The organism is Agrobacterium sp. YIC 4121, from assembly GCF_002008205.1.
GTDB classification, from domain to species: Bacteria; Pseudomonadota; Alphaproteobacteria; order Rhizobiales; family Rhizobiaceae; genus Agrobacterium; species Agrobacterium leguminum.
The window spans coordinates 62,441-86,605 of sequence record NZ_MRDI01000003.1 but is presented as its reverse complement, the minus strand read 5'-3'; the positions used below and the strand labels follow the sequence as shown (position 1 = coordinate 86,605).

The 24,165-nt window shown below is 60.9% G+C and carries 21 protein-coding genes; 6 read left to right on the top strand and 15 right to left on the bottom strand.

Translation table 11 applies throughout. The features are described from left to right. The first annotated feature begins 8 nt into the window (after nucleotides 1–8). Nucleotides 9–1,067: a P1 family peptidase gene (locus tag BTE54_RS04585; protein ID WP_078051643.1), complete on the top strand. Its 1,059-nt coding sequence runs from the start codon at nucleotides 9–11 to the stop codon at nucleotides 1,065–1,067. A 20-nt stretch (nucleotides 1,068–1,087) separates the two neighbouring features. Continuing rightward, nucleotides 1,088–1,954 carry a D-amino-acid transaminase gene (locus BTE54_RS04580; RefSeq protein ID WP_078051642.1) on the top strand — a complete coding sequence of 289 codons (867 nt, stop codon included), beginning with the start codon at nucleotides 1,088–1,090 and terminating at the stop codon, nucleotides 1,952–1,954. Nucleotides 1,955–1,961: 7 nt separating this feature from the next. Here the strand turns inward: BTE54_RS04580 and BTE54_RS04575 are convergent, their stop codons facing one another. The 7 genes from BTE54_RS04575 to BTE54_RS04545 form a co-directional block, all read right to left on the bottom strand. Beyond that, nucleotides 1,962–2,858 (bottom strand): LysR substrate-binding domain-containing protein, encoded by an 897-nt coding sequence (locus BTE54_RS04575; RefSeq protein WP_078051641.1) that lies wholly within the window; start codon nucleotides 2,856–2,858, stop codon nucleotides 1,962–1,964. Nucleotides 2,859–3,109: 251 nt separating this feature from the next. Beyond that, on the bottom strand, nucleotides 3,110–4,621 hold the full coding sequence (locus BTE54_RS04570) for a serine hydrolase domain-containing protein (protein ID WP_078051640.1): 1,512 nt from the start codon (nucleotides 4,619–4,621) through the stop codon (nucleotides 3,110–3,112). 213 nt (nucleotides 4,622–4,834) lie between these two features. Then, on the bottom strand, nucleotides 4,835–5,575 hold the full coding sequence (locus BTE54_RS04565; RefSeq protein WP_078051639.1) for an ABC transporter ATP-binding protein: 741 nt from the start codon (nucleotides 5,573–5,575) through the stop codon (nucleotides 4,835–4,837). Further along, nucleotides 5,572–6,402 carry an ATP-binding cassette domain-containing protein gene (locus BTE54_RS04560; protein WP_004443518.1) on the bottom strand — a complete coding sequence of 277 codons (831 nt, stop codon included), beginning with the start codon at nucleotides 6,400–6,402 and terminating at the stop codon, nucleotides 5,572–5,574. The genes BTE54_RS04565 and BTE54_RS04560 overlap by 4 nt, the downstream gene beginning before the upstream one ends. A gap of 3 nt (nucleotides 6,403–6,405) precedes the next feature. Next, on the bottom strand, nucleotides 6,406–7,308 hold the full coding sequence (gene nikC / locus BTE54_RS04555; RefSeq protein ID WP_004433196.1) for a nickel transporter permease: 903 nt from the start codon (nucleotides 7,306–7,308) through the stop codon (nucleotides 6,406–6,408). After that, complete coding sequence (locus BTE54_RS04550; protein ID WP_065656219.1) at nucleotides 7,305–8,318, bottom strand: ABC transporter permease; 1,014 nt, start codon at nucleotides 8,316–8,318, stop codon at nucleotides 7,305–7,307. The genes nikC and BTE54_RS04550 overlap by 4 nt, the downstream gene beginning before the upstream one ends. Nucleotides 8,319–8,320: 2 nt before the next feature. Beyond that, a complete protein-coding gene (locus BTE54_RS04545; RefSeq protein ID WP_078051637.1) occupies nucleotides 8,321–9,916 on the bottom strand; it encodes an ABC transporter substrate-binding protein in 1,596 nt (531 codons plus the stop codon). A 233-nt stretch (nucleotides 9,917–10,149) separates the two neighbouring features. Between BTE54_RS04545 and BTE54_RS04540 the strand changes: the two genes are divergently transcribed. Continuing rightward, nucleotides 10,150–11,190: a dipeptidase gene (locus BTE54_RS04540; RefSeq protein WP_065656225.1), complete on the top strand. Its 1,041-nt coding sequence runs from the start codon at nucleotides 10,150–10,152 to the stop codon at nucleotides 11,188–11,190. A gap of 55 nt (nucleotides 11,191–11,245) precedes the next feature. On the opposite strand, the gene BTE54_RS04535 is transcribed toward BTE54_RS04540, so the two are convergent. Further along, nucleotides 11,246–11,539 carry a hypothetical protein gene (locus tag BTE54_RS04535; protein WP_078051636.1) on the bottom strand — a complete coding sequence of 98 codons (294 nt, stop codon included), beginning with the start codon at nucleotides 11,537–11,539 and terminating at the stop codon, nucleotides 11,246–11,248. A 274-nt stretch (nucleotides 11,540–11,813) separates the two neighbouring features. Between BTE54_RS04535 and mprF the strand changes: the two genes are divergently transcribed. The 3 genes from mprF (at nucleotide 11,814) to BTE54_RS04520 (ending at nucleotide 17,346) form a co-directional block, all read left to right on the top strand. Next, a complete protein-coding gene (gene mprF, locus BTE54_RS04530) occupies nucleotides 11,814–14,414 on the top strand; it encodes a bifunctional lysylphosphatidylglycerol flippase/synthetase MprF (RefSeq protein WP_078051635.1) in 2,601 nt (866 codons plus the stop codon). Nucleotides 14,415–14,425: 11 nt separating this feature from the next. After that, nucleotides 14,426–15,796, top strand: coding sequence for a virulence factor family protein (locus tag BTE54_RS04525; RefSeq protein WP_078051634.1), 1,371 nt, complete (start codon nucleotides 14,426–14,428; stop codon nucleotides 15,794–15,796). A 221-nt stretch (nucleotides 15,797–16,017) separates the two neighbouring features. Continuing rightward, nucleotides 16,018–17,346 carry a telomere resolvase gene (locus BTE54_RS04520; RefSeq protein WP_078051633.1) on the top strand — a complete coding sequence of 443 codons (1,329 nt, stop codon included), beginning with the start codon at nucleotides 16,018–16,020 and terminating at the stop codon, nucleotides 17,344–17,346. Nucleotides 17,347–17,445: 99 nt separating this feature from the next. Here BTE54_RS04520 and BTE54_RS04515 read toward each other — a convergent pair whose 3' ends face one another. From BTE54_RS04515 to graD, 7 genes are all read right to left on the bottom strand, one after another. Next, complete coding sequence (locus BTE54_RS04515) at nucleotides 17,446–18,732, bottom strand: aromatic acid/H+ symport family MFS transporter (protein WP_065656213.1); 1,287 nt, start codon at nucleotides 18,730–18,732, stop codon at nucleotides 17,446–17,448. 216 nt (nucleotides 18,733–18,948) lie between these two features. Further along, complete coding sequence (locus BTE54_RS04510; protein WP_065656212.1) at nucleotides 18,949–19,287, bottom strand: YciI family protein; 339 nt, start codon at nucleotides 19,285–19,287, stop codon at nucleotides 18,949–18,951. Further along, nucleotides 19,284–20,171 (bottom strand): hydroxyquinol 1,2-dioxygenase, encoded by an 888-nt coding sequence (gene graB / locus BTE54_RS04505; protein WP_078051631.1) that lies wholly within the window; start codon nucleotides 20,169–20,171, stop codon nucleotides 19,284–19,286. Before graB ends, BTE54_RS04510 begins: the two co-directional genes overlap by 4 nt. A 12-nt stretch (nucleotides 20,172–20,183) precedes the next feature. Next, the gene (gene graC / locus BTE54_RS04500) at nucleotides 20,184–21,239 is read right to left on the bottom strand and encodes a maleylacetate reductase (RefSeq protein ID WP_078051630.1); all 1,056 of its coding nucleotides are present in this window, start codon (nucleotides 21,237–21,239) and stop codon (nucleotides 20,184–20,186) included. A 3-nt stretch (nucleotides 21,240–21,242) separates the two neighbouring features. Continuing rightward, a complete protein-coding gene (tsdA, locus tag BTE54_RS04495; RefSeq protein ID WP_078051629.1) occupies nucleotides 21,243–22,226 on the bottom strand; it encodes a gamma-resorcylate decarboxylase in 984 nt (327 codons plus the stop codon). A 46-nt stretch (nucleotides 22,227–22,272) separates the two neighbouring features. Beyond that, nucleotides 22,273–23,502, bottom strand: coding sequence for an FADH(2)-dependent resorcinol hydroxylase oxygenase component (gene graA / locus BTE54_RS04490; protein ID WP_078051628.1), 1,230 nt, complete (start codon nucleotides 23,500–23,502; stop codon nucleotides 22,273–22,275). Between the two features lie 93 nt (nucleotides 23,503–23,595). After that, nucleotides 23,596–24,135, bottom strand: a complete 540-nt coding sequence (gene graD, locus BTE54_RS04485; RefSeq protein ID WP_020810141.1) for an FADH(2)-dependent resorcinol hydroxylase reductase component — start codon at nucleotides 24,133–24,135, stop codon at nucleotides 23,596–23,598. Between the last annotated feature and the right edge of the window lie 30 nt (nucleotides 24,136–24,165).

Sequence of the window (24,165 nt, the reverse complement as noted above, 5' to 3'; positions counted from 1 at the left end):
ATCGCCCGATGCATCAGACGACCCGCCCGAGACTGCGCGATATCGGTTTCCGGCCCGGCCATTTCGAGACCGGCCCGCTCAACGCCATCACCGATGTCGAAGGCGTGACCATCGGCCATTCGACCGTCATCGAAGGCGACACGATCCGCACGGGCGCAACCGCGATCCTGCCGCATGGCAGTAATCTCTTTCAAGACAAGGTGCCCGCCGCCTTCGCCGTCTATAACGGCTTCGGCAAATTTGCGGGTTCCACCCAGATCGAGGAACTCGGCGAACTCGAAACACCCATCATCCTCACCAATACGCTGGCAACTGGCCGGGCCATCGAGGCGATCAACCGCCATACGCTGGCACAGCCGGGCAATGAGAAAGTCGTCTCGATCAATGCCGTCGTTGGCGAAACCAACGATTCCCGCCTGAACGACATCCGTGCCGGCCGCCCAACCATCGAGGAAATTTCGGCCGCGCTGCAAAACGCGGCCACAGGCCCGGTGGCCGAGGGCGGCGTGGGTGCCGGAACCGGCACGGTGGCCTTCGGCATGAAAGGCGGCATCGGCACCGCATCCCGCATCGTTACCATCGCCGGAACGACCTACACGCTCGGCATTCTCGTGCAGTCGAACTACGGCGGCCATCTGCTTGTCTGCGGCGCGCCCTATGTCAGCCCTGACCACAAGGACAAGGACGGCTCGATCGTTATCATTGTGGCAACCGATGCGCCGCTCTCCTCCCGCAATCTGAAGCGTCTGGCGGCCAGAAGCTTCGGCGGTCTGGCGCGCACGGGTGCAGCACTCAGCAATGGTTCCGGCGATTATGCGCTGGCATTCTCCACCGATGAGCGGCTGCGCCGAACGCCCGCACGCCGCAAGGCCGTCGCAGACTATCCAGAACTTTCCAACGATGCGATTTCGCCGCTCTTCGAAGCAGCGATTGAGGCGACGGAGGAGGCGATCCTCAATTCGCTCTGCGCCGCAGAAACGACAACCGGCTTTAATGCCGGGACCGGCAAGGTCTCCACGGTCGAGGCCATTTCCATCGACGCCCTTAAAACCCTTCTTTCAGCCTGACTTTTCCAGACGGAGTTTTCATGACTAGCCAATCCGGTCGCATCGTTTACGTCAACGGCGAATTCCTGCCCGAAGCGGACGCCCGCCTTTCCATCTTCGACCGCGGTTTCCTGTTCGGCGACGGCATTTATGAAGTCACCTCGGTTCTGGAAGGCAGGCTGATCGACAGCGATCTGCACATGGCCCGGCTGGAGCGCAGCGCCCGCGAAATCGACGTGCCGCTGCCGGTTACGACCAAGGAGATCGTCGAGGCCGAACGCCGGCTGATTGCCGACAACAACCTCGTCGAAGGCATGATCTACCTGCAGCTGACGCGAGGTGCCGAAGACCGCAACTTCCTCTTCTCCGCCGATCTGAAGCCAACGCTGGTCATGTTCACCCAGGCCAAGAAACTGATCGGCACCCCGGTCGAGGAAGCCGGCATCGCCGTCAAATCGGTTCCCGACCAGCGCTGGGAACGCCGCGACATCAAGACCGTCTGCCTGCTGCCGCAGGTCATGGCCAAGCGCATCGCCAAGGCCGAGGGTTGTGACGAAGCCTGGATGATCGAGGATGGTTTCGTTACCGAAGGCGCTTCCTCCACCGCCTATATCATTACCGGCGACAAAAAGATCGTCACCCGCGGCAACAGCAACAAGACCCTGCCCGGCTGCACCCGCCTTGCCGCGCTACAGCTGGCCAAGGAAGCCGGCTTCACGCTGGAGGAACGCCCTTTCACGCTGGAAGAGGCGCTGAATGCTGACGAGGCCTGCCTGACCAGCGCCTCCAACTTCGTGGTTTCGGTCACGAAGATCGACGGCAAGCCGGTGGGTAACGGCAAGCCCGGCCCGATGGTAAGCCGCTTGCGCGCGCTCTACCTCGAAAACGCCCGCCGCACCGCGATTTAAGCAAACATCAGCCTTCGAGAACCGCCCATATACGCTCGACAACGGGCCGGCGGTTCTCCTTGGAACGATAAAGCCGGATATCGACGGCAATATCGAAACTGTCATCGGCGGCACGCACCAGCGCGCCGCTATCCAGCTCGTGCCGCATCAGGCTTTCCGGCACCCAGGCGACACCCCAGCCGGCCATCGCCATGGCTTTCAGCCCCACCGACATGCTGCCCTCATGCACCCGCTCGAATTGCGGCAGGCGCGCGCTCAGCAGATCGCGCAGCAACGGCCCGAAGAACGAAGCCTTTTCATAGTCCAGATAAGCAAAGGGTTTTTTCGCATCTTGCTGAAGCGCGTGCAGCGGTGAACCGTCTTTTGCGGGCGCTGAAACGGGAATGATCTTTTCCGCACCGAGCACGCGAAACTCGAAAAGCTGCGCATCGAGCAGCATCGGCACTTCGTGATGGGCATAGGTCAGAAGAAAATCGCTCTGCCCGTCCACCAGCGAATTGAGATTTTCCTCCATGCTGCCGGAATCCGGCCGCAGAACCGAAAACAGCGGCCCGGCCTTCTCGTTCACCCGTTTCAGCCAGTCGGGAAAGAAGGTGAAGGAGAGGGTATGCAACGCCGTCAGCCGCACCGTTCTGGCATCCGCCCCCTCTTCTTGAAGAAGCGTGCGCCGGGCATGATAAAGCTGCTTCAGCGTTTCCTGCGCCACCGGCACGAATTTCACGCCCGCCTCAGTCAGTCGGGAAGGATAGGAGGCGCGGTCAACCAGCGTGGCACCCACCCAGGCTTCCAGCTGCTTGATACGCCGGCTGAAGGCGGATTGCGTCACATGCCGCTCATCCGCCGCCTTCGAGAAATTGAGCGTTCCGGCCAACGCCAGGAAATCCTCGAGCCATTTGACTTCCAAGGGCCAGTTCTCCCACAAAGATGTTGTCCCGGCCTGCCGGGAACATGGTCTTTATTAGGAGCAATGGAAGCTGATTGAAACCCACTAGAAACTTCGGACTGTTGAGGAAATAGCCCGAGCCTCGCTCTCGTCATCCTTGGGCTTGTCGCAAGGATCTAAGCACGTCAACAAAATCAAACATTTACAGATCCCCGGGACAGGCCCGAAGATGACGCCGAATTTGTCGGGCGCGACGGGATTGGTCTCTGTCGTTAGCGGCTTCGCGAATACTCGATCATCCGCGCCCGGCTGGAAACCAGCTCGATCCGATCATGACCCAGACGATTGAGGCAAACGCGCTTCGTCCATGGCCCGTCAATCAGCGTGAAGAGGAAACGGCCATTACCGAGCGCCTTCAGAGGCATGCTCCGGCGCGTGGGGCCGATGCCCATCGTCAGAGAGGAACCGCTGATGATAAATTCCGCGCCCTCATCCGAGCGCCACGAGCCCGAAAGATCATCCGGCACCGCATGATCGCCGACCGGCAGGAAGCGGCGAGCGGCGTGGCCGGCCTCGCCAACAATGGCATCACCCTCTAGCCTGAGGCGCATCGGAGACGATGCCGAACGGGACGATACCCAGCCATCGTCATCTTTATAAAGCGTGTCGTCACCATCGATGAAGGTGGATGTGCTGCCCTTGATTTCCAGCCACCACGGCCCGCTTTCGGTCACGTAAAGGCCTTCCGGCAGGCTGGCGGCCGGCTTGGGCAAAGGCAGGCCGGTGAGGGCCGCCATGCTTTCAAGCGCGATCTTGAAGCCGTTGGTATCCTCGCGGTTCGACACCACAACGAAACCCGTGCCGTTTTCCGGATCGAGGAGGAAATAGGTCTTGTAGCCCGGATGCGAACCGCCGTGGCCGACGAAGCGCCTGTCTCCCAGATGCGACCAGCGCAGGCCGAGACCATATTCGCTCATTCGCCCATCGGCCAGCGAACGTTCGGCAGAGAGCCTGTTGAGAACACCCGCAAAGCTGCCCTCGCCCCGCATCAGCCCCTGCAACCAGCGGGTCAGCGCTTCGGCGCTGCCGGCAAGACTGCCCGAAGCGGAAATATGCAGACCGGCGGCCGAAAGCTGCCAGTTGTCTTCAGCCTTCCAGTAACCCGGCACCAACCCGTCGACAGGATCGTTCCAGACATCCGGCGCCTTCAGGAACACGCCGAAGGGACCGGCAATCTGCGTCTGCACGAAATCATCGAAACGGAAACCGCGACGCTCCAGCGCCGCTTCCACCAAACGGTAGCCCGTATTGGAATAGGAAACCTCGCTGCCGGCAGGGAAATTCAGCCGAGTGAGCCGCGACAGATAATCGAGAAGCGGTCCGGCCTTCGTTTCGGTATAAACGGAAAGGCCAAGCAGCGAGAGGCATTCACGCGTATCCGGCAGGCCACCGCTCATATCCAGCGCCTGCCCCACCGTGACGTCGCGGAGCGGCGGCTGCAACTCCGGCAGATGTTTGCCGAGTGGATCGTCAAGGCCGATCAGATCGGAATGAGCAAGCACCATGGCACAGAAGGCATGTTTGGTGACGGAGGCATAACGCACCACGCTCTGCGGCGTGAAAGGCGCGAAGGTGGAGAGGCTTTCGACACCGCCCGCATGGGCGAAACGGATACCGTTGAGATCGAAACCAATGACAGCGCCGCCCGGCTCGTTGCCCGCCCATTGCCAGACGAAGCTCTCTGAAAGGGTTGAAGCGGCGTTCCAGTCGAATTGCTGTGGCATGGTTCGGTCTCGTGTCTTGTCGTCTCTACAGAAAGCCTCGGCATCGCCGCTTGTTTCTTCTCCCCGAGGGGGAGAAGGTGGCCCGAAGGGTCGGATGAGGGGGCAACGGTAAAGATTTACGGGAAGCTTGCCCCCTCATCCCGCTGCCGCGGACTTCTCCCCCTCGGGGAGAAGAAACTCGTGGCACCCGCTCGATTTATTGGCAACGTAGACTCAGGCCGGCTCTTCCAACCGGATGCTCAGGCTGCGCAGCTCTTCCGTATGCGGATGTTTCGTGCGGCCTTCGCGCAGATCGTCCGCGCTCAGTTGCTCCACCATTTCGCCGTTCAGCATCACGCCAACCTGCGGGCACAGATGCGCGATGACCGCCAGATTGTGGCTGACGAGAATATAGGTGAGGTTGCGCGCCGCGCGCAGGTCCTGCAACAGGTTCAGAATTTCCGCCTGCACCGAAACATCGAGCGCCGACGTCGGCTCGTCGAGCAGCAGCACCTGCGGATCGGCGATCAGCGCACGGGCAATGGCCACGCGCTGGCGCTGGCCGCCGGAAAGCTGGTGCGGGAAACGGAAGCGCACCGCCTGCGGCAACGCCACATCCGAGAGCGCCTGCTGGATGCGCTTTTCGATATTGTCCATGCCATGCACCAGCGGCAATTCGCTGAGAATGCGGTCGATGGTCTGGCGCGGATGCAGCGAACCATAGGGGTCCTGAAACACCATCTGCACCTGCCGGAAGAATTCCGGCGTGCGCTTCAGCGGCGCATCCTTGCCGGCAAAGGCGATACGCCCTTCCCAGCTTTCATTCAGGCCGGCCATGGCGCGCAGGATGGTGGACTTGCCCGAGCCGCTTTCGCCGACGATGCCGAAGCTGCCGCCCTTTTCCACCGAAAAGGACACGCCCTTTACCACTTCGCGGTCGCCGAACTTGATACGGAGATTATCGACGTCGATCATTGGCTGGACCACGCTGCATCACGGTTGAGAACGGGAAGACGCTCGCGCGGATGCGTCAGCGAGGGAATGCAGTTCAGCAGTCCCTGCGTGTAAGGATGCTGGGCTTTCAAAAGCTCGGAAGCCTTCAGTTCCTCCATCACCCGGCCTGAATACATGACAGCGACGCGGTCGCAGAAATGCGAAACGAGCGGCAGATCGTGGCTGATGAGGATGAGGCCCATGCCGCGTTCCGATACCAGCTCCTCGATCAGCCGCAGGATTTCAGCCTGCACCGTGGCGTCAAGCGCGCTGGTCGGTTCGTCGGCGATCAGCAGTTCCGGATCGGGCGCAAGCATCATGGCGATCATGACGCGCTGGCCCATGCCGCCGGAAACCTCATGCGCATAGGATGAGGCAACCTGGCGCGGATTGCGGATCTTCACCTGATCGAGAAGCGCGATGGCCGCTTCCATGGCGGCTCGCTTGCTGCCGCCCTTGTGGGTGCGCCAGGCTTCGGCCACCTGCGCGCCGATGGTCTTCACCGGGTTCAGCGAATATTTCGGGTCCTGCAGAATGAAGCCGGCCCGCTTGCCGCGGATTTGGCGCATCTGCCTTTCGCTGGCCGACAGCACGTCGATGCCGTCAAAGGCGAGCTTGTCGGCGCGGATATCCGCATTGGAGGGGAGAAGCTTCATCAGCGCCCGCGCCGTCAGGCTCTTGCCCGAACCGGATTCGCCGACAATGCCGAGCTTTTCAGTGCCGAGCTTCATGGAAACACCGCGCACCGCCTCGAAACGGCTGGTGCGGGTCTGGAAAGCGATCTTCAGATTTTCGATTTCGACCAGCATGGCTCAATGTCCCTTCGGGTCGAGAACGTCGCGCAAGCCATCGCCAAGGAAGTTGAAGGCGAGCGAAACGAGGAAGATGGCGATGCCGGGAATGGTGGCGACCCACCATTGTTCGAAGATGAAGCGCTTGGCTGTCGCAATCATCGCGCCCCATTCCGGCGAAGGCGGCTGCGCGCCCATGCCGAGGAAGCCGAGGCTGGCGGCGGTGATGATGATCGAGCTCATGTCGAGCGTGATGCGCACGATAAGGCTCGGCACGCAGAGCGGCGCGATATGCCGGGCGATGATGCGCCAGGCGGAAGCACCGGTCAGCCTATAAGCCGCAACGAAATCGCTGCCGCGCACCGTCATGGTTTCGGCGCGCGCCAGACGCGCATAGGGCGGCCAGGCGGTGAGCGCGATGGCGAGAATGGCGCTTTCAACGCCGGGCTTCAGCGCCGCGACGAAGGCGAGCGCCAGAATGAGGCGCGGGAAGGCCAGGAATACGTCCGTCACCCGCATCAGCACCGTATCGACGATGCCGCCGAAATAACCGGCGATGCAGCCGATGGCGAGGCCAATGGGTGCGACGAGAACGACGACGGCAATGACCATGCCGAGCGTGACGCGGCCGCCATAGAGAATGCGCGAGAGAATATCGCGACCGAGCTCATCCGTGCCGAACCAGTGTTCGGCGCTCGGAAACGCTAAGCGATTGCCGAGGTTCTGCGTCGCCGGATCGTAAGGGGCAAGCAGCGGCGCCAGCAGCGACAGCGCGATGAAGAGAACGATGATCGTAAGCCCGATCACCGCCAGCGGGTTGGACTTGAGATTGAGCCAGATGCGATACCGGTTGCCCCAGGCAGCCTGTGTTCGCGAATGCGGCGTCTCATCCAGCGCCCAGTTTCTGAAATTAGCTAACATCATCGAACGCGAGGATCCATAACTCTGTAAAGCACGTCTGCGAGCAGGTTGAGGGCGACATAGATGAAGCCGATCAACAGGGTTGCTCCGACGACGGGGTTCATGTCCGCGTTCATGAGCGAGACGGTGAGATATTGGCCGAGACCCGGCCAGCTGAAGACGGTTTCCGTCACCACCGCACCTTCGAGAAGACCGGCATAGGTGAGCGCGAGAACCGTGATGAGCTGCACGGCGACCGTCGGGAAGGCATGCCCCCAGATCACGGTCATGGCCGAAAGCCCCTTGGCGCGGGCGGTGATGACATATTCGCCCTTCAGCGCGTCGATCATGAAGGCGCGCGTCATGCGGGTGATATAGGCCATGCTGAAATAGGCGAGGATGCATACGGGCTGCACCATATGGGCGATGGCGTCGTAAAAGGCGTCCCAGTCGCCCGCAAGCAGCGTGTCGACCGTCATCAGACCAGTGACCTGCGTGATCATGCCGTCATAGATGATGTCCTGCCGGCCCGGCCCCGGTGCGACGCCAAGCGTGGCGTAGAAGACGAGCAGCGAAATCAGCGCCAGCATGAAGACCGGCACGGAGTGACCGGCAAGGCAGACGACGCGGATGACCTGGTCGGTCAGCTTGCCCTGCTTGACGGCCGCCCAGACACCGAGCGGAATGCCGATCAGCGCAGCAAGGATGAGAGCTGCGGTGGCAAGTTCGAAGGTGGCGGGGAAAACGCGCTTGATATCGATCCAGACCGGATTGCGGGTCAGGATCGAATTGCCGAAATCGCCATGCAGGACCTGCGAGACATAATGGAAGAACTGCACGACCAGCGGCTGGTCGAGACCCATTTCGGCCCGCACCCGCACGATGACGTCTTCGGGCGCGTTATCGCCGACCGCCGCGATGACGGGATCGACGGGCATCACACGCCCGATCATGAAGGTGATGATCATCAAACCGAACAGCGTCAGGAGGACGCTGCCCAGTATCGACGATATGCTTTTAACGCGCTTGTTCAATGTCACGCTTTCTTCGCATCGTGGTAGGAATTGCCCTCGGAGAGAACGCCGAGTTCGAAGCCGGAAACGCCGTTGCGGAAGGCTGCCGTCTTCGTGGTCTGGAACATGAACACGAAGGGGCTGTTTTCCATGTGCTCGCGTTGCAGGGCTTCATAAAGCTCCACGCGCTTTGCAGGATCCTTCTCGTCACGCGCGGCTTCGGCCTTGGCGGCGAAGTCGTCGTTCTTGAAGCGCGAACGCCACAGGAAGGGCTTCGACTTGGCGTCGTCGCCATTGTCCTTGTTGATGTTGAAGACATCGGCGTTGGAATGCGGATCGAAATAATCCGTGCCCCATGCGGAAAGCGCCATCTGGTGCTCACGCGCGCGCATCTTGGTCAGAACCTGACGGTTTTCCGCCGACTGCAGGCGGACCTTGATGCCGATATCGGCAAGGTTTGCCTGAATGGCCTGCGCCAGATCGGGATAAGGCTGGGCGGAATAGTGATCCATGCTGATCTCGAAACCGTCGGCAAGACCGGCTTCCGCCATCAAAGCCTTGGCCTTTTCGACGTCGCGCTGGTACGGAATGTCGTTGACGGCGCCGGGGAAACCCTTCGGCTCGAAGCTCTGGTGGATTTCGTGCGTCAGCGGCACGATGTTTTCCTGCATGCCCTTGTAGTCCAGCGCCCACTTGATGGCCTGCCAGACCTGCGGCTTGGCGAGGTTCTCATTGCCCTGGTTGAGCGAGATCAGCACCAGCGAGGCAATGGACTTGCGCTCCAGTTCGATATTCGCATCGTCCTTGACGGTGCGCAGCTGTTCCGACGTCAGGTCGCGGGCAATGTCGATATCGCCCTTCTGCAGCATCAGCAGCTGGGAAGACGGATCGGTGACGTGGCGCAGGATGATGCGCTTGATATTGCCCTTGTAAGGACCGTTCGGATTGACGGTGAGCGCAACGCTTTCGCTCGGCTTCCAGGCCTGTAGCACGAAGTCGCCGGAGCCGGCGCTGTTCTTCTGCAGCCAGCCATTGCCGAGGTCTTCGCCGGAAGCATTGGCGAGAACCGCCTTCTTTTCGACGATCGCGCCGATATTGGCGGAGAGGCAATAAAGCAGGAAGGAGATGGCGGTCGGCTTTGCCGTCGTCAGCTTCACCGTCTTGTCATCAGTGGCAACGATAGTCGTCTCGGCATTGTCGGGCGTGAAGCCGAACTGGCTGATGATGAAGGCCGGGCTCTTGTTCATCTTGATGGCGCGCTGCAACGAGAAGGCGACGTCTTCCGCCGTGACCTTGGCGCCGCTCGCGAAGGTCGCCTCGTCACCGATCGTGAAGGTGAAGACCTTGCTGTCCGCATCGGCTTCCCAGGATTTCGCGATGACCGGATCGACCTTGGTCGAATCCTCACGGTTGGCGCGCACCAGCTTCTGATACATGTTGGAGATGATTTCACCGCCGACGGCTTCGAAACCTTCATGCGGGTCAAGGCTCGTCATATTGTCCAGCTGCTGCGCAACAACCAGAATATCCTTCGGCGTCGCGGCAAAGGCCGGAATGCGCGCATAAGAAAGGAACGGAACGGCAGCGCCGGCAATCAACAGGTTGCGTCTTGAAATCATCGAAAATCCCCTTTCGGACCTTATTTTTCGGAAAATGGTGGGTTTGCCCCAATCCAGTCATTTTTTTTATGTTTTCCCGCGATTACCACGAGCAAACGAGGCCCGACCAATTCCAAATTTGGCAGAGCCTATGCACGGATTGCATTTGCTCCCGCCTTGACCTTTCCTCTACCAATTCAGAAAACTCGTCCGCACGCGCGTCCGCGCAATCCCATTTCCGAAGGTGAATGACCATGACCGATCAAAAAACCGTACCCGTCTTCGACGGCCACAACGACGTGCTGCTGCGGTTATGGCGATCGGGCAATGTTTCCCCCGAAACGCTTCTCATCGAAGGGGATACCGTCGGCCACATCGACCTGCCGCGCGCCAAGGAAGGCGGGCTGGCCGGTGGCCTCTGCGCCGCCTATGTGCCTTCGCCCAGCATGGACAAGGACGCCAACGGCGACTACCCGACGCCGACCGAGGCGGATGCGCTGAAGGCGACGCTTGCCATGGCCGGCCTTTTGTTCCGGGCCGAAAAACAATCCGCAGGCGCGCTCAAGGTCTGCCGCACGGCCGCCGATATCCGCAACGCCATGTCAGAGGGCGCTTTCGCCTCCGTCTTCCATATTGAAGGTGCGGAGGCGATCGGCGCCGATCTGGATGCGCTCCACGTTCTCTACGAAGCGGGCCTGCGCACGCTCGGGCCTGTCTGGAGCCGCCCGAACATCTTCGCTTACGGCGTTCCCTTCCGTTTCCCCTCGACGCCGGATATCGGCCCCGGCCTCACTGATGCCGGCAAGAGGCTGATAAAGACCTGCAACGCGCTGAAGATCATGGTCGACCTGTCGCACATGAACGAGCAGGGTTTCTGGGATATTGCCGGGATTTCCGACGCGCCGCTGGTGGCGTCGCATTCCAACGCCTATGCGCTGTGCAATCACAGCCGCAACCTGACGGACCGGCAGCTTGACGCCATCCGCGACACGGGCGGCCTCGCAGGCATCAATTTCGGCGTTCTGTTCCTGCGTCAGGACGGCGTGAAAAATCCGGACACCGATCTCAACGAACTCGTCCGCCACGTGGACTATATCGTCAACCGCATCGGCATCGATCACGTCGCTCTCGGTTCGGATTTCGACGGCACCACCATTCCCGCCGCCATGAAGGACGCAGCCGACCTGCAATTGCTGGTCGAAGCCCTGCGCAAGGGTGGTTATGACGACGAGGCGCTCGCCAAAATCTGCCACGGCAACTGGATCCGTGTGCTCGAAAAAACCTGGGGCGCGTGAGGCATATTGCAATTTATCTCCGGCGCAAAGCGCCGGAGATGTGAGCGGCAGGCCCTTAAGCCTTTGCCGCTTTTTTCTTGCCGGTCGCCCGGAAAGCCAGAAGCCCGGCGACGACACCAATCAGCGCCCATTTCATCGGCAGCACATCCGCCGTCTCGCTGCGGATCGGCAACACAGTCACGGTGCCCGGACGGGATTCATAACCCATCTGCCCTTTTGCCTTGGCCTCCGCGATCTGTTGCGGCGAAACGACCCATTCGGCGCCGCGCATCTTATCCACCGCCATGTATCCGCCGCCCGCCACAAGGGCGACGACGAGCGAAACGACTATTCTTGTGGGCTTGTTCATTGGCATCTCCTTCAATCGAAAGGAGCGTGTAGTCGCATCAAACGGCACCACCAAGCAACCACAACGGTCAATTTGGCGTCATTCGGAACAATCCCACCAATCATGCATTCCGTAGTTGTATTTTCAGCGCCCAACCGGTGAAATTCACGCATGATCGGACATAAACTTCACATCGACACTTCATGCTTTTCTGCTAATCACATTTCCTCAACCTAAACGAATTAGCGACACAATCCTGTGGTTCGCCAACAGGAACTGGCGCTGGGCAAAGTAAATGGCAGACAAGAGCGAAATTACACAAACCGATGTTACGGAATCTGCGGTTGAAAGCTTTTTTGCCAGAAACCGACCCTATCTGACGGCGATCGCCATCACGCTGGTCTTTGTGATGATGACTTTCGCCATCTATCACCTGACCTCCGAAGTCCGCTATGACGACGTCATCGATGCGCTGACGCAGACCTCGGCCTCGGCGGTGCTGCTCGCCATCGTTTTCACCGCGCTCAGCTTTCTGGCGCTGATATTCTACGACGCCAATGCCATCGAATATATCGGCCGCAAGCTGCCCTTTCCGCCCATGGCGGCAACTGCGTTTGCGGCCTATGCCATTGGCAATACCGCCGGTTTCGGCCCCTTGAGCGGTGGCGCCATCCGCTTTCGCGCCTATTCCCGGCTGGGTCTGTCACCCGGTGAAATCGCCCGCGTCATCGCCTTCGTCACGCTGTCCTTCGGTCTTGGGCTGCTTTCGGTCAGCGCCATCTCCACCTTCATCGTCGCACCGCGCATCGCCGCCATCATCGGCGTCGATGCCGTTATTCTCAGGGGTACAGCGCTTGCCATAATCGCAATTCTCGTGGCGGCCGCCTATGTCGGGCGCAACGGGCGCGCCATCCGGCTCGGCGCATGGCGGCTTCGTCTCCCGGACAGCCGGACATCGTCGCGCCAGTTCCTGGTCTCCGCTTTCGATATCGCCGCCTCCGCCTCCGTGCTTTATGTCCTGCTGCCCGACACACATCTCGGCTGGCCGACATTTTTCGCCATCTACGCCACCGCCGTCGGCCTCGGCGTGCTCAGCCATGTGCCCGCCGGCCTTGGCGTCTTTGAAACCGTCATGGTTGCGGGGCTTGGCAACGCCATCAGCGTCGATCAGCTGCTTGGAAGCCTCGTTCTCTACCGCGTCATCTATCACGTGCTGCCGCTCGTGGTGGCCATTCTGGTCATGCTCGTCTCGGAAATGAAGCAGTTCGCGGCAAAGCCTGTTGTCTCCGATATCAGCCAGCTTGCCGTCAGGCTCGCACCGCCGCTGCTGTCGACCTTCGCGATGATCCTCGGCACCATGCTGATCTTCTCGAGTGTGACGCCGACACCGGACAGCAATCTGGATTTCCTCTCCAATTTCGTACCGCTTCCCATCGTTGAAGCGGCGCATTTTCTCACGAGCATTCTCGGCCTCGTGCTTGTCGTCGCCTCGCGGGGCCTCGGGCAGCGGCTGGACGGCGCCTGGTGGATTGCGCTGGTCGCCGCCTCGCTGGCGCTGGTCCTCTCGCTCCTCAAGGCCATCGCCGTGTTCGAAGCCGCCATCCTCGGCGTCTTCATCGCGGCCCTCTCCGTCAATATGCGCAGCTTTAACCGCCATGCCTCGTTGGTTAAGCAGGCGCTGGGCCCAAGCTGGCTCGCCGCCATGGCCGTCATCATTGCGGGCGCGGCGACAATCCTGCTCTTCGTTTATCGCGATACGGATTACAGCCAGACATTATGGTGGCAGTTCGAATTCTCCGAGGAAGCGCCGCGCGGATTGCGCGCCCTTCTCGGCCTCGTGCTTGCCTCCTCCACCATCGCCATCTTCAGCCTGATGCGGCCGGTGGCCTTCAGGCCGGACGCCATCAAGGCCGACGACGTCACGAGTGCGACCGGCATCGTCATGAAACAGGATGCGGCCGACGCCAATCTGGTGCGCATGGGCGACAAACACGTGATGTTCTCCGAAAGCGGCAACGCCTTCATCATGTATGGCATCCAGGGCCGCTCATGGATCGCGTTTGCCGATCCGGTCGGCGATGAGGATGATTTCCCGGATCTGGTCTGGCAATTCGTGGAAGCCGCCCGTGGCGCCGGTGCGCGCGCCGCCTTCTACCAGATTTCGCCTTTCCTCCTCTCCCATTGCGCCGATGCGGGCCTGCGCGCCTTCAAGCTCGGCGAACTGGCATTGGTCGATCTCACCGCATTCGAACTGAAGGGCGGCAAGCTTGCCAATCTTCGCCAGTCGCTGAGCCGCGGCGCGCGCGACGGATTGACCTTCGAGGTGGTCGAACAGGCGCAGGTGGCGGATATTCTGGATGAGCTGAAACAGGTCTCCGATGGCTGGCTCGCCCACCACAATACCCGGGAAAAGCGTTTCTCTCTTGGCGCTTTCGAGCCGGATTACATCCTGTCGCAACCTGTCGCCGTGCTGCGCAAGGATGGAAAGATCACCGCTTTCGCCAATCTGATGGTGACGGACACGAAAAAGGAAGCCACCGTCGACCTCATGCGTTTTTCGCCGGATGCGCCGCGCGGCTCGATGGATTTTCTCTTCGTCAGCATCATGCAATATCTGCGCGAGGCGGGCTATGAGAGCTTCAATCTCGGCATGGCCCCCATGTCCGGCATGTCGAAACGCGACGCCGCCCCCGTCTGGGACCGCATCGGCAGCACGCTGTTCGAACACGGCGAACGTTTCTACAACTTCAAGGGACTTCGCGCCTTCAAGGCGAAGTTTCACCCGAAATGGGAACCGCGTTACCTTGCCGTGCAGAACGGCGCAGACGCCGCTCTGGCGCTGATGGACGCGACGGTTCTCATCAGCGGCGGCGTCAGAGGAGTGATCGGAAAATGAGAAAACCCAGCATGCTGAAAGCGGTTCTTGCCGCCTCCGCCCTGTTCGCCTCCCCCTTGTTTGTTTCTGGCGCCGTTTTTGCGCAGGACAAACCCGCTTACGAGACCGGCATGATCCCTTCCGAGCATATCATGGTGCCGGATGGCGAAATTCTCGCCAGCGTCTTCCTGATTTCTGATGCGGACGGATGGACGGCTGCCGATGAGACCCGCGCCAAGGCGCTGGTGGAAAAGGGCGCAGCCGTGGTCGGTATCGATTTCAAGGAATATCTGAAGGCGCTCGAGGCCGATGATGACGAGTGCATCTATATGATCTCGGACATCGAGTCGCTCTCGCAGCAGATCCAGCGCACCGCCGGCACGAGCAGCTATCGCCAGCCCATCCTCACCGGCATCGGCAAGGGCGGAACGCTGGCGCTGGCGATGATTGCGCAGAGCCCCGTCTCCACCGTCCGGGAAGCCATCGCCGTCGACCCCAAGGCCGGCCTGCCGCTTGAGAAAATCCTCTGCACCCCCGCCACCAAGGACAAGGCGGATGGCGAAACGGTCTATGGCCTGACCGACGGGCCGCTGCCCGCCCCCGTCAGCGTGCTTTTCACGCCTGCCGCGGATCAGAAGGGCCGCGACCACGTCAACGCGCTCGTCAAGCTGCATCCCGATATCGACGTGACGGATGTGGATGACAAGGCGGACGAGGTTTTGACCCAGACCCTGTCCGACCAGATCGACGCCGCAGGCGACACCGACAGCCCGCTCGGCCTGCCGATCAAGGTTCTGGAAACCAGCCCGGTGATGGACACCATGGCGGTGATCTATTCCGGCGACGGCGGCTGGCGCGATCTCGACGAGGAAGTGGGCGGCGCCTTCCAGAAGGAAGGCATACCCGTCATCGGCGTCGATTCGCTCCGCTATTTCTGGAAGGAAAAGAAACCGCAGGAGGTCGCCACAGATCTCGGCCGCATCATCGACACCTATCGCAAGGAATGGAAAGTCCGCAATGTGGTGTTGATCGGCTATTCCTTCGGTGCCGATATTCTGCCCGCCACCTATAATCTGCTGCCGGACCGCGACAAGTCGCATGTCGTGCAACTGACCCTGATGGGACTTTCGACCGAAGTGGATTTCGAGATTTCCGTCGAAGGCTGGCTTGGCGTTGCCGGTGAAGGCAAGGGCGGCAAGACGGTCGATGACATCGCCAAGATTGATCCGAAGCTGGTGCAATGCATCTATGGCACGGAAGAAGAAGATGAAGACCCCTGCCCCGGCCTGAAAGCCAAGGGCGTGGAAGCGGTCGGCATCGAGGGCGGCCACCATTTTGACGAGGACTATGAGGGACTGGCCAAGCGTATCGTGACCTCGCTGAAGACCCGGCTTCCGAAATAGCCTGCATCATCACAGGCCGATATTCCGCATCTCGGATAATCTTTGACGGCGAATGCATCGCCGATGCTTCTTCGCGTCGCGGCCGTGCTTGCGGAATCGCTTAAACTATTATTCAAAAGAAACCGGCCTGCAGTGGATGTTCATCACATTTCCGCAACCGTGCTGCTGTTGATCGCCAACCATGGATTTTATATTTCCGGACGGGTTCAGGGAGCCGCCGCATGCCCGCTTCAAAGCGAAAGACGAAAACACCAGTCCTCGTGGAACGCATCGATCATTTCGTCGGCCAGGTCAAAGAGGCGATGAAGAGAGATGACACGCTGCGCAACAGAAAAATCCGCGATCTGTGGGATGCCGAGGTCCGCTACCATTTCGACAATGGCCGCACCGAAAAGACGCTCGAACTCTACATCATGAAATATCGCAATGCGCTGAAGGCCGAGTTCGGCGTCAAGAGCACGCCGCTTGCAATCTGCAACATGAAGAAGCTGCGCGAGCGGCTGAACACCTATATTGCGCGCGCCGACTATACGAAAACCGGCGTGGCGACCTCCATCGTCGAAAAAATCGAGCGGGCGGAGTTCAATACCGCCGGTCGCAAGCCGACCGTTCTGCTGCGCATCGCGGACTTCATTGCGGCGATGAACGGCATGGGAACGAAAGAAGAGATGCAGTCCCTGTGGAACGCTGAAATCAGCACCATGAAGGGCAGAGCCCAGACAACGATCATCTCCTACATCACCAAATATCGCAACGCCATCCGCGAGGCCTTCGGCGACGACCACCCGATGCTGAAGATCGCCACCGGCGATGCCGCGATGTATGACGATGCACGCCGGGTGAAGATGGAGAAGATCGCCAGAAAGCACGGCGCGCTGATCACCTTCGAGAATTACCGGCAGGTTCTGAAGATTTGCGCCGATAAGCTCCTGTCCGCCGATCCCCTGATGATCGGCATCGGCCTTATCGGCATGACCGGGCGCCGCCCTTACGAGGTCTTCACCCAGGCGGAATTTTCACCTGCCCCCTATGGCAAGGGCGTTTCCAAATGGAGCCTCCTGTTCAACGGCCAGGCCAAGACGAAACAGGGCGAAGGAACGAAATTCGGGATTACCTATGAAATCCCGGTTCTTGCCCGCTCCGAAACCATTCTGGCCGCCTATAAGCGGCTGCGCGAAAGCGGGCAGGGAAAATTGTGGCATGGCATGTCGATCGACGATTTTTCGTCGGAAACCCGCCTGCTGCTCAGGGACACGGTTTTTAACCTGTTCGAGGATCTCTGGCCGAAGGAAGAGCTTCCCAAGCCCTATGGCCTCCGGCACCTCTATGCCGAGGTGGCCTTTCACAATTTCGCGCCGCCGCATGTGACCAAGAACAGCTACTTCGCCGCCATTCTCGGACATAACAACAACGACCTCGAAACCTCGCTGTCCTATATGACCTATACGCTGCCGGAAGATCGCGACGATGCGCTGGCGCGGGCCAAACGCATCAACGAACGGACGCTACAGCAGATGGCGACAATAGCGCCGGTTTCCCGCAAGGCGTGATGCGTTAAAGTCATTTTCCGGGTGTAAAACCGCTAGGCAGCTTTGTCGGAAATGCTCCGGCCGCGGATTTCAGTTCTCCGCGGCCAGCCGTTTCATTCATCAAACCCGCGCGTCACCGGAGGTGCGGTAAAGCAGGGTCAATACCGTCAGCATCAGCCCCACAAGTGCGACCGAGCCGAAAATGTAGAAATTCCACTCGGGCGCCAGACCCCGCTGCAACACGAGGCCGCCGATCATCGGGCCGGCAATGCCGCCGAGCCGCCCAACCGCCAGTGAAAAACCGAGACCCGTGCCGCGAATATGAACGGGATAGAGCCGCCCCACCAGAACATTGGCGAGAATCTGCGTGCCGATGGTGCCCGCACCCGCAAGGGCGACGAAGGCATAAAGAAGCGGACCCTTGTTCACCGTCAGGGCGAAGATCGAGGCAGCGCCGATGGCAAACAGGATCGCTACGACCACCTTGACATTGCCCTTATCCGCAAACCGACCGCCGATGAGGATGCCGATCGCGGCCCCGACATTGAGCATGACGGAAAAGCTGAGCGCCGAGCTGATATCATAACCCATCTTGTTCATGATGGTGGGCAGCCAGTTGACCATGCCGAAGGTGAGAAGCAGCGAGCAGAAGTGGATGCCCCAGGCATTCAGCGTCGAGAGCAGCCGGCCTTCCGAGAACAGCGCGCCGACACCGCCCTTTTGAATTTTCGCATGCGGCACGATGCGTTGCAGACCGTAGCTGTCGCAAATGCCGTCAGCCTCCGCCTGCCGGCCCTTGCTTGCCAGCCATTCGGGCGATTCCGGCAGGAAACGCATGAAGATCGGCAGAAGAATAAGCGGCAGGCCGCCGATCAGCATCAAGGGCCGCCAGCCATAGGTCTCCAGAAGGAGAATGCCCATGACGCCGGAAATGATGCCGCCGATAAGATAACCGAGGAAAGACAGGGAGTTGGCCTGCGCCCTGCGATGCGGCGGCGAAAATTCCAGCACCAGCGCGGTGACCGTCGGCAACAGCGCGCCAAGCCCGAGACCGGCGAAGAAGCGCGTGATTTCGAAGGCGAGAAAATTCGGCGTCATGGCCGAGGCGATCATCATCGCCGAAAAGCCGGCGAGGCTGAGAAGAACCACTTTGCGGCGACCGATGCGGTCGGCCATGGTGCCGGCAAAAAGCGCGCCCAGCAGCATGCCCACCAGCGTCAGCGCGGCAGCGCGCCCGACCATGGCCGGGTTGAGCGCCCATGCGCCTTCTTTCAAGAGTGCCGGTGCGACGGCGCCGTAAACGACGAGATCGTAACCGTCAAACATGATCATCAGGCCGCATGTCGCGATAACGCCGGCCGGGTTCTTCGTCCGCGCTGACGCGGCGCTCAGATAATTCGTGGACATGTTCCTCCCTTTCACGCATGAACGCGCCATCCGGTATGGATAAGCGTCTCCCGTTCCTGCGATATCCTCCGTGAGTGCCCGGCGTGCTCCACACTGATATGTGCCCTGCTCCTGTCAAGCACATATCGCCAGCATCCCGCCTTCGATTAAATGTTGCATCTGCAAAAATTGCAAATGAAATATTAACAAATGCCAGGCGCACCGCGCCGACGAAATTCAGCCAGGCTCCAGCCCGGAAATCGTCGACAACGTCGGCGTCCAACTCAAAATATGAATGCGGTTATAAACACCGTGAATGACGAATGGATCGGCATCGCTGAAGGCGATGACATCTTCGATCGAGCGCGCCTGCGCAATAATGAGGGCGGCGGATGGGCCGTCGGCAACCGCGCTCATCGGGCCGGAGACAAGAATCTTGAACCCTTCCGCCATCGCCTCGCCATTGCGCAGATGGGCCTTGTGAGCCTCTATCTGCGCCGCCCGTTGCGCAGCCGCAGCGGGATCGCTTTCGGCAAAACGCACGTAAAGCCGGGTTCGGTCGCTCCCGCCGCTCATCGGGCGAGCACGAAATCGTGGTTCACCGACCAGAACCAGTCGCCGATGAAACCCAGGTCCCGCGCCTTCTGCGCATCATCCACCCGCTGGAAATCGGCGAGCAGGCTCTCCTTTACGCCGAAGACCGCATCCGAACGGATATAGGGATCGTCGGGATCGAAGATATGGGTGACGAGCGTGGCGAAGCCTTCGGCCGAAACGATATAGTGCAGATGCGCTGGCCGGTAGGGATGCCGCCCCATGGCGCGCAGCAGCTGCCCGACCGGACCGTCATCCGGGATCGGATAATATTTCGGCTTGGCGGCCCGGAACCAGTAGCGCCCGTCCTCGCCGGTGATGAAGACGCCGCGCAGGTTGAAATCGGGCTGGATGCCCTTCTGCTGCACGTCATAAAAACCTTCGTCATTGGCCTGCCAGACATCGATGCGCGCGCCGGCGACCGGCGCTCCCTCGGTATCGAGGATGCGGCCGGTGACCACCATATCCTCGCCCTTGCCATCGAGGCAGATATTCGCACCCATCGGCATTTCCGGCGCATCCGCGACATGGAAGGGGCCGAGAACGGTCGATTCCGACGCGCCGCTCGGCTTGCGATGGTTGATGGCGTCGACCAGCATGGAGACGCCGAGAATATCGGAAAACAGGATCCATTCCTGCCGCCATTCATTGCAGATCTGGCCGACCTCGGTGAGGAAATGAATGGCTTTCATCCACTCCTCCTCGGTCGGTTCGATTTCCTTCACCGCCTCATGCAGCTTGCGCGTCACCACCGCCATGATTTCCTTCAGACGCGGATCGTCACAGTCGCGCATCCGCGCAATCACGGTTTCAGCCGAACGTTCCTCGACGAAATAGCCGTCATCATTGCTTATCTTCATATCCATCGTCTCCTCCCATCACTCCGGCCGCGCGCCCTCGAAGGCGCGTTGCAAAAGGTCGCGGATCGCAGTTTTTTCGATTGGCCGCGGGCACCAGTAAGGATTGGCCGTTGCAAGCTCCGCCATGCGGTCGAGATCGTCCGACCGGACCCCGAGAGCGGCAAGGCTCGAGGGCGCGCCAAGCCGGGCGGCAAAATCATAGAGCCCCGTCCCTGCCCTGCCGCCCACTAGAGAAGCAAGCGGCGCAAGCAGATCCGGCACCGCCTGTTCCACATAGGCGATGGTATGCGGCAGAAGCACCGCATGGGTTTCCGCGTGCGGCAGATCGAGACTGCCGCCCAGCGTGTGGCAAAGCTTGTGATGCAGCGACATGCCGACGGCGCCAAGCACCGTGCCGCACAGCCACGCACCATAAAGCGCGGTCTCGCGCGCCTTGACATCCTGCGGCGCAGCCTTCACGCCGGGAAGCGCCTCGATCATCGCCCGCAATCCCTCAACCGCCATCAGGCTGGCGATTGGATTGCGGTCCTGCGCGTAAAGCGCCTCCGCCGCGTGCGCCATGGCGTTCAGCCCGCTCGTCATGCTGATGGCGACCGGCAATCCAAGCGTCAGTTCCGCATCGTAAATCACCACTTCCGGCAGGATTTCAGGCCCGCGTATGGTGGTCTTCACACCGTTTTCCGTCTGGCCGAGAATGGGCGTCACCTCGGAGCCGGCATAGGTGGTCGGGATGACGATCTGCGCCGCATCGGTGCGCAGCGCAATGGCCTTGCCGAGACCGGTGGTGGAGCCGCCGCCGAGCGCTACAATGCAATCCGCTCCGGTGGTGCGATAGGCTTCGACCGCGTTTCTCGTCACCTCAACCGGCGTATGCATGGCCGCATCGGAGAAGACACCCACGGCAAGCCGGCCAAGCCGGGCGGCAAGCGCCTCCGCGTCGCCCTTCTGCTGCGGCGTGGAAAGCACCAGCGCCTGCGACAGGCCAAGGCGGCGGATTTCCTCTGCCACGCCCGCCGAGCTGCCCGCGCCGAAGACGATGCGGGCGGGCGCGGCCATATAGACGAACGGCTGCATGGTTCAACGCCCGTCGAGCTTGAACAGGCGGCGCGCATTGCTGCGGCCGATCTTCACCCGGTCCGCCTCGGCGATGGTCGTCGCGTTGAACCAGTCGGAGGCGTGGTCGATATTCTCGAAGGGCCAGTCCGTGGAAAACAGGATGCGATCCGCACCGATTTCCAGAATCGCGTCGATCAGCGTCTGGGTGCGGAAATTGCCCGAGGTGGTGATGTGGAAATTCTCGTTGAAATAATCCACGAAACGGCGCTTGGCCGGATAACGCGGCGGCAGCTTCACCCAGGCATTGCGGTGGTCGATGCGCCACATCATGTAGGGCAGGCCCTCGCCCATATGCCCGAGGATGATGTTGAGCCGCGGATGTTCGTCGAACAGGCCGGACGCCATCAGGCGCAACGCGTGCACGGCCGTTTCCTGCGCGAAAGCCCAGGTGGGGCCAAGCAGCCAGGGATGGCCGTCATAGATGCGCGAATCCTGCGGCAGCGGGTTGCGCGGATGCAGGTAGAAGGGCACATCGAGCTTTTCCACCTCGCCCCAGAATGGGCGATATTGCGGCAGGTCGTAATAAAGCGGCGTCTGGCCATCGCCCTCCTGGCTGAAACCATTGACGAGCGCGCCGACGAAACCGAGATCGTTGACGCAGCGCTGAAGCTCCTGCGTCGCCGCGTCAGGGTCCTGCAATGGCAGGGCTGCGAAGGCGAGGAAACGATCCGGCCGCCTGGCGCATTCTTCGGCGAGGACGTCGTTCGCTCGCCGCGCGATCTCGATCGCCTTCTTCCTGTCGGGAATGGCCTGCACCGCCGGCGCGTTCAGCGACAGGATCATGGTTTCGATGCCATGCGCATCCATCAGCTTCAGGCGCGTATCCTGAATGTCGAGCAGGCGGTGCTGCAGTTCCTTCCAGTAATCGCCGGGCACGAACCCGGCCGAATCCTGAAGCGTTTCCGGGATTGCGAAATGCTCCTCGAGAGCGACCTTGCCTTGCATGTGGTTTCCTCCGAATTCACTCTATGATTTGCCGCCCGAGAGGCGATCAATATTGGCCCTTGGGTTCCAGCCCGAGCATGCTCTGGCCGATCATGGTGCCCACGGCGTCCCAGTTCATGCTGATATGGCGGCCGACCGCGTTCGCATCCCGCCAAGCCCGCTGCACCGGGTTGGAAAGATCGAGCCCGACGCCGCCGGTGGAATCGTTGAGCGCCTGCACGGCGCGCAGGGCGAGAGACACCGCAAAGGACTGGCCGCGACGGCTGAGAAGACGGTCATCCACCGTAAATTCCGCCCGGCCTTCGATCCTTGCCTGCGAGAGCGCCTGTGCGCGGGCAACATCGCGCAGCAATATTTCGCAAGCCGCATCGACGCTCGCCGCTGCTTCCGCAACGCGCAGCTGGATGGTCGGAAATTCGGCCATGCGATTATTGCCGCCCGCCACCGCACCGCGCGTCACCCGGCCGCCGACATGATCGACGTAAGCCGCAAGCGCACCCCTGGCCGCGCCGACGCCGGCCGCCGCGAGACAGGAGGGAATGCCGGTCAGAAGCGGCATGTTGAACAGGCCTTCCTCGGCATAATATTTTCCACCGGGCGTCTTTCCGCTGGTGGCGTCCGGAAAGGTCAGAACCCGATGTCCGGGAACGAAGACATCGTCGAGAACGAGCGTCTTGGAACCCGTGCCGGCCAGCCCCACCACATGCCAGGTATCTTCAATGGTATATTCGCTCGCGGGAACGAGCAGGAAGGCCGGAACCGGCTTGCCCTCGCCCTGCGGCGGCAGAATGGCGGCGCAGAGAGACCATTGCGCATTCTCGCAGCCCGAGGCGAAAGCCCATTTGCCGCTGAGGCGGTAACCGCCATCCGCGAGCTCCGCCATCTTCACCGGCGCATAGGAGCCGCATAGCAGTGCATCGGGGTTTTCACCCCAGACATCGGTCTGCGCCTCTTCCGGAAACATCGCCAGCAGCCATTGATGGGCCGACAGCAGGCCAGCGACCCAGCCGGTCGACGCACAGGCGGCCGAAAGCTCGATATTGGCCTCGACGAGCTCGGCGAAGTCACCGCCCTTGCCGCCGAAGGCGCGGGGTTTGACGATATCGAAATAACCGATTCCACGAAGCGCCTCGATGTGGCTGGCCGGAACGCGCCGGGCCTCCTCCGTCTGTCTGGCGCTCGCCCGGAAAAGATCGGCTATGCCGGTAACGCGGCTTGCGAGGCGGGCACGCGGGTTCGTTTGCGCCGGCAGCGGCGCATGGCTCATATCGTTCATGATTGTCTCCTTGCGGACTTTACTGGCCGGACTTTACCGGCCGGATGTTGCTGGCCAGGCGTTATCTCGCCGGGATTATCTGGGCGGCAATGATCAGGCGGGCAGGCTCGCGGGGCTTGCGGCGCAATATTGGGCGTTTTCGTAAAGCAACGGCCGTGTCGTCTCGCTGACATCGGCCGAGACAACCTGCCCGATGAAGACGGTATGGGTTCCGTAAGGCATGGCCGCGACCCGGCGGCAGGCGATGGCGGCATGGGCCGTGGGCAGATAGAGAACGCCATTGTCGTGGCGCTGCCATTGACCGTCGCGGAAACGCTCTTCCGGCGACACCTTGCCGCTAAAGGCATCCGACAGGGCAATCTGATCCTGCGTCAGCACATTGACGATGAAATCGGGTCGGCACAGCAGCAGTTCATGCAGCAGGGTGCGATTGTTCAGGCAAACCAGCAGGGACGGAGGCTCCATCGAGACCGAAGTGACGGCCGTGACCGTCATGCCGTGATCGCGCTGATCACCCGAAGCACAGGCCGTGATAACCGTCACAGTCGCCGGAAAACGACGCATTGTTGAACGGAAATTCTGACCGACGCCTTCAGGCGCAAGGCTGCTCAGGCCAAACAATGCTGATGTCATGAGATCCTCCCAAATCCTGCATTCTATTTA

Coding starts and splice junctions, on each gene's coding strand:
- BTE54_RS04585 (WP_078051643.1), top strand. CDS start 9: ATGCATCAGACGACCCGCCCGAGACTGCGCGATATCGGTTTCCGGCCC.
- BTE54_RS04580 (WP_078051642.1), top strand. CDS start 1,088: ATGACTAGCCAATCCGGTCGCATCGTTTACGTCAACGGCGAATTCCTG.
- BTE54_RS04570 (WP_078051640.1), bottom strand. CDS start 4,621: ATGCCACAGCAATTCGACTGGAACGCCGCTTCAACCCTTTCAGAGAGC.
- BTE54_RS04565 (WP_078051639.1), bottom strand. CDS start 5,575: ATGATCGACGTCGATAATCTCCGTATCAAGTTCGGCGACCGCGAAGTG.
- BTE54_RS04560 (WP_004443518.1), bottom strand. CDS start 6,402: ATGCTGGTCGAAATCGAAAATCTGAAGATCGCTTTCCAGACCCGCACC.
- nikC (WP_004433196.1), bottom strand. CDS start 7,308: ATGATGTTAGCTAATTTCAGAAACTGGGCGCTGGATGAGACGCCGCAT.
- BTE54_RS04545 (WP_078051637.1), bottom strand. CDS start 9,916: ATGATTTCAAGACGCAACCTGTTGATTGCCGGCGCTGCCGTTCCGTTC.
- BTE54_RS04540 (WP_065656225.1), top strand. CDS start 10,150: ATGACCGATCAAAAAACCGTACCCGTCTTCGACGGCCACAACGACGTG.
- BTE54_RS04535 (WP_078051636.1), bottom strand. CDS start 11,539: ATGAACAAGCCCACAAGAATAGTCGTTTCGCTCGTCGTCGCCCTTGTG.
- mprF (WP_078051635.1), top strand. CDS start 11,814: ATGGCAGACAAGAGCGAAATTACACAAACCGATGTTACGGAATCTGCG.
- BTE54_RS04525 (WP_078051634.1), top strand. CDS start 14,426: ATGCTGAAAGCGGTTCTTGCCGCCTCCGCCCTGTTCGCCTCCCCCTTG.
- BTE54_RS04520 (WP_078051633.1), top strand. CDS start 16,018: ATGCCCGCTTCAAAGCGAAAGACGAAAACACCAGTCCTCGTGGAACGC.
- BTE54_RS04515 (WP_065656213.1), bottom strand. CDS start 18,732: ATGTCCACGAATTATCTGAGCGCCGCGTCAGCGCGGACGAAGAACCCG.
- BTE54_RS04510 (WP_065656212.1), bottom strand. CDS start 19,287: ATGAGCGGCGGGAGCGACCGAACCCGGCTTTACGTGCGTTTTGCCGAA.
- graB (WP_078051631.1), bottom strand. CDS start 20,171: ATGGATATGAAGATAAGCAATGATGACGGCTATTTCGTCGAGGAACGT.
- graC (WP_078051630.1), bottom strand. CDS start 21,239: ATGCAGCCGTTCGTCTATATGGCCGCGCCCGCCCGCATCGTCTTCGGC.
- tsdA (WP_078051629.1), bottom strand. CDS start 22,226: ATGCAAGGCAAGGTCGCTCTCGAGGAGCATTTCGCAATCCCGGAAACG.
- graA (WP_078051628.1), bottom strand. CDS start 23,502: ATGAACGATATGAGCCATGCGCCGCTGCCGGCGCAAACGAACCCGCGT.
- graD (WP_020810141.1), bottom strand. CDS start 24,135: ATGACATCAGCATTGTTTGGCCTGAGCAGCCTTGCGCCTGAAGGCGTC.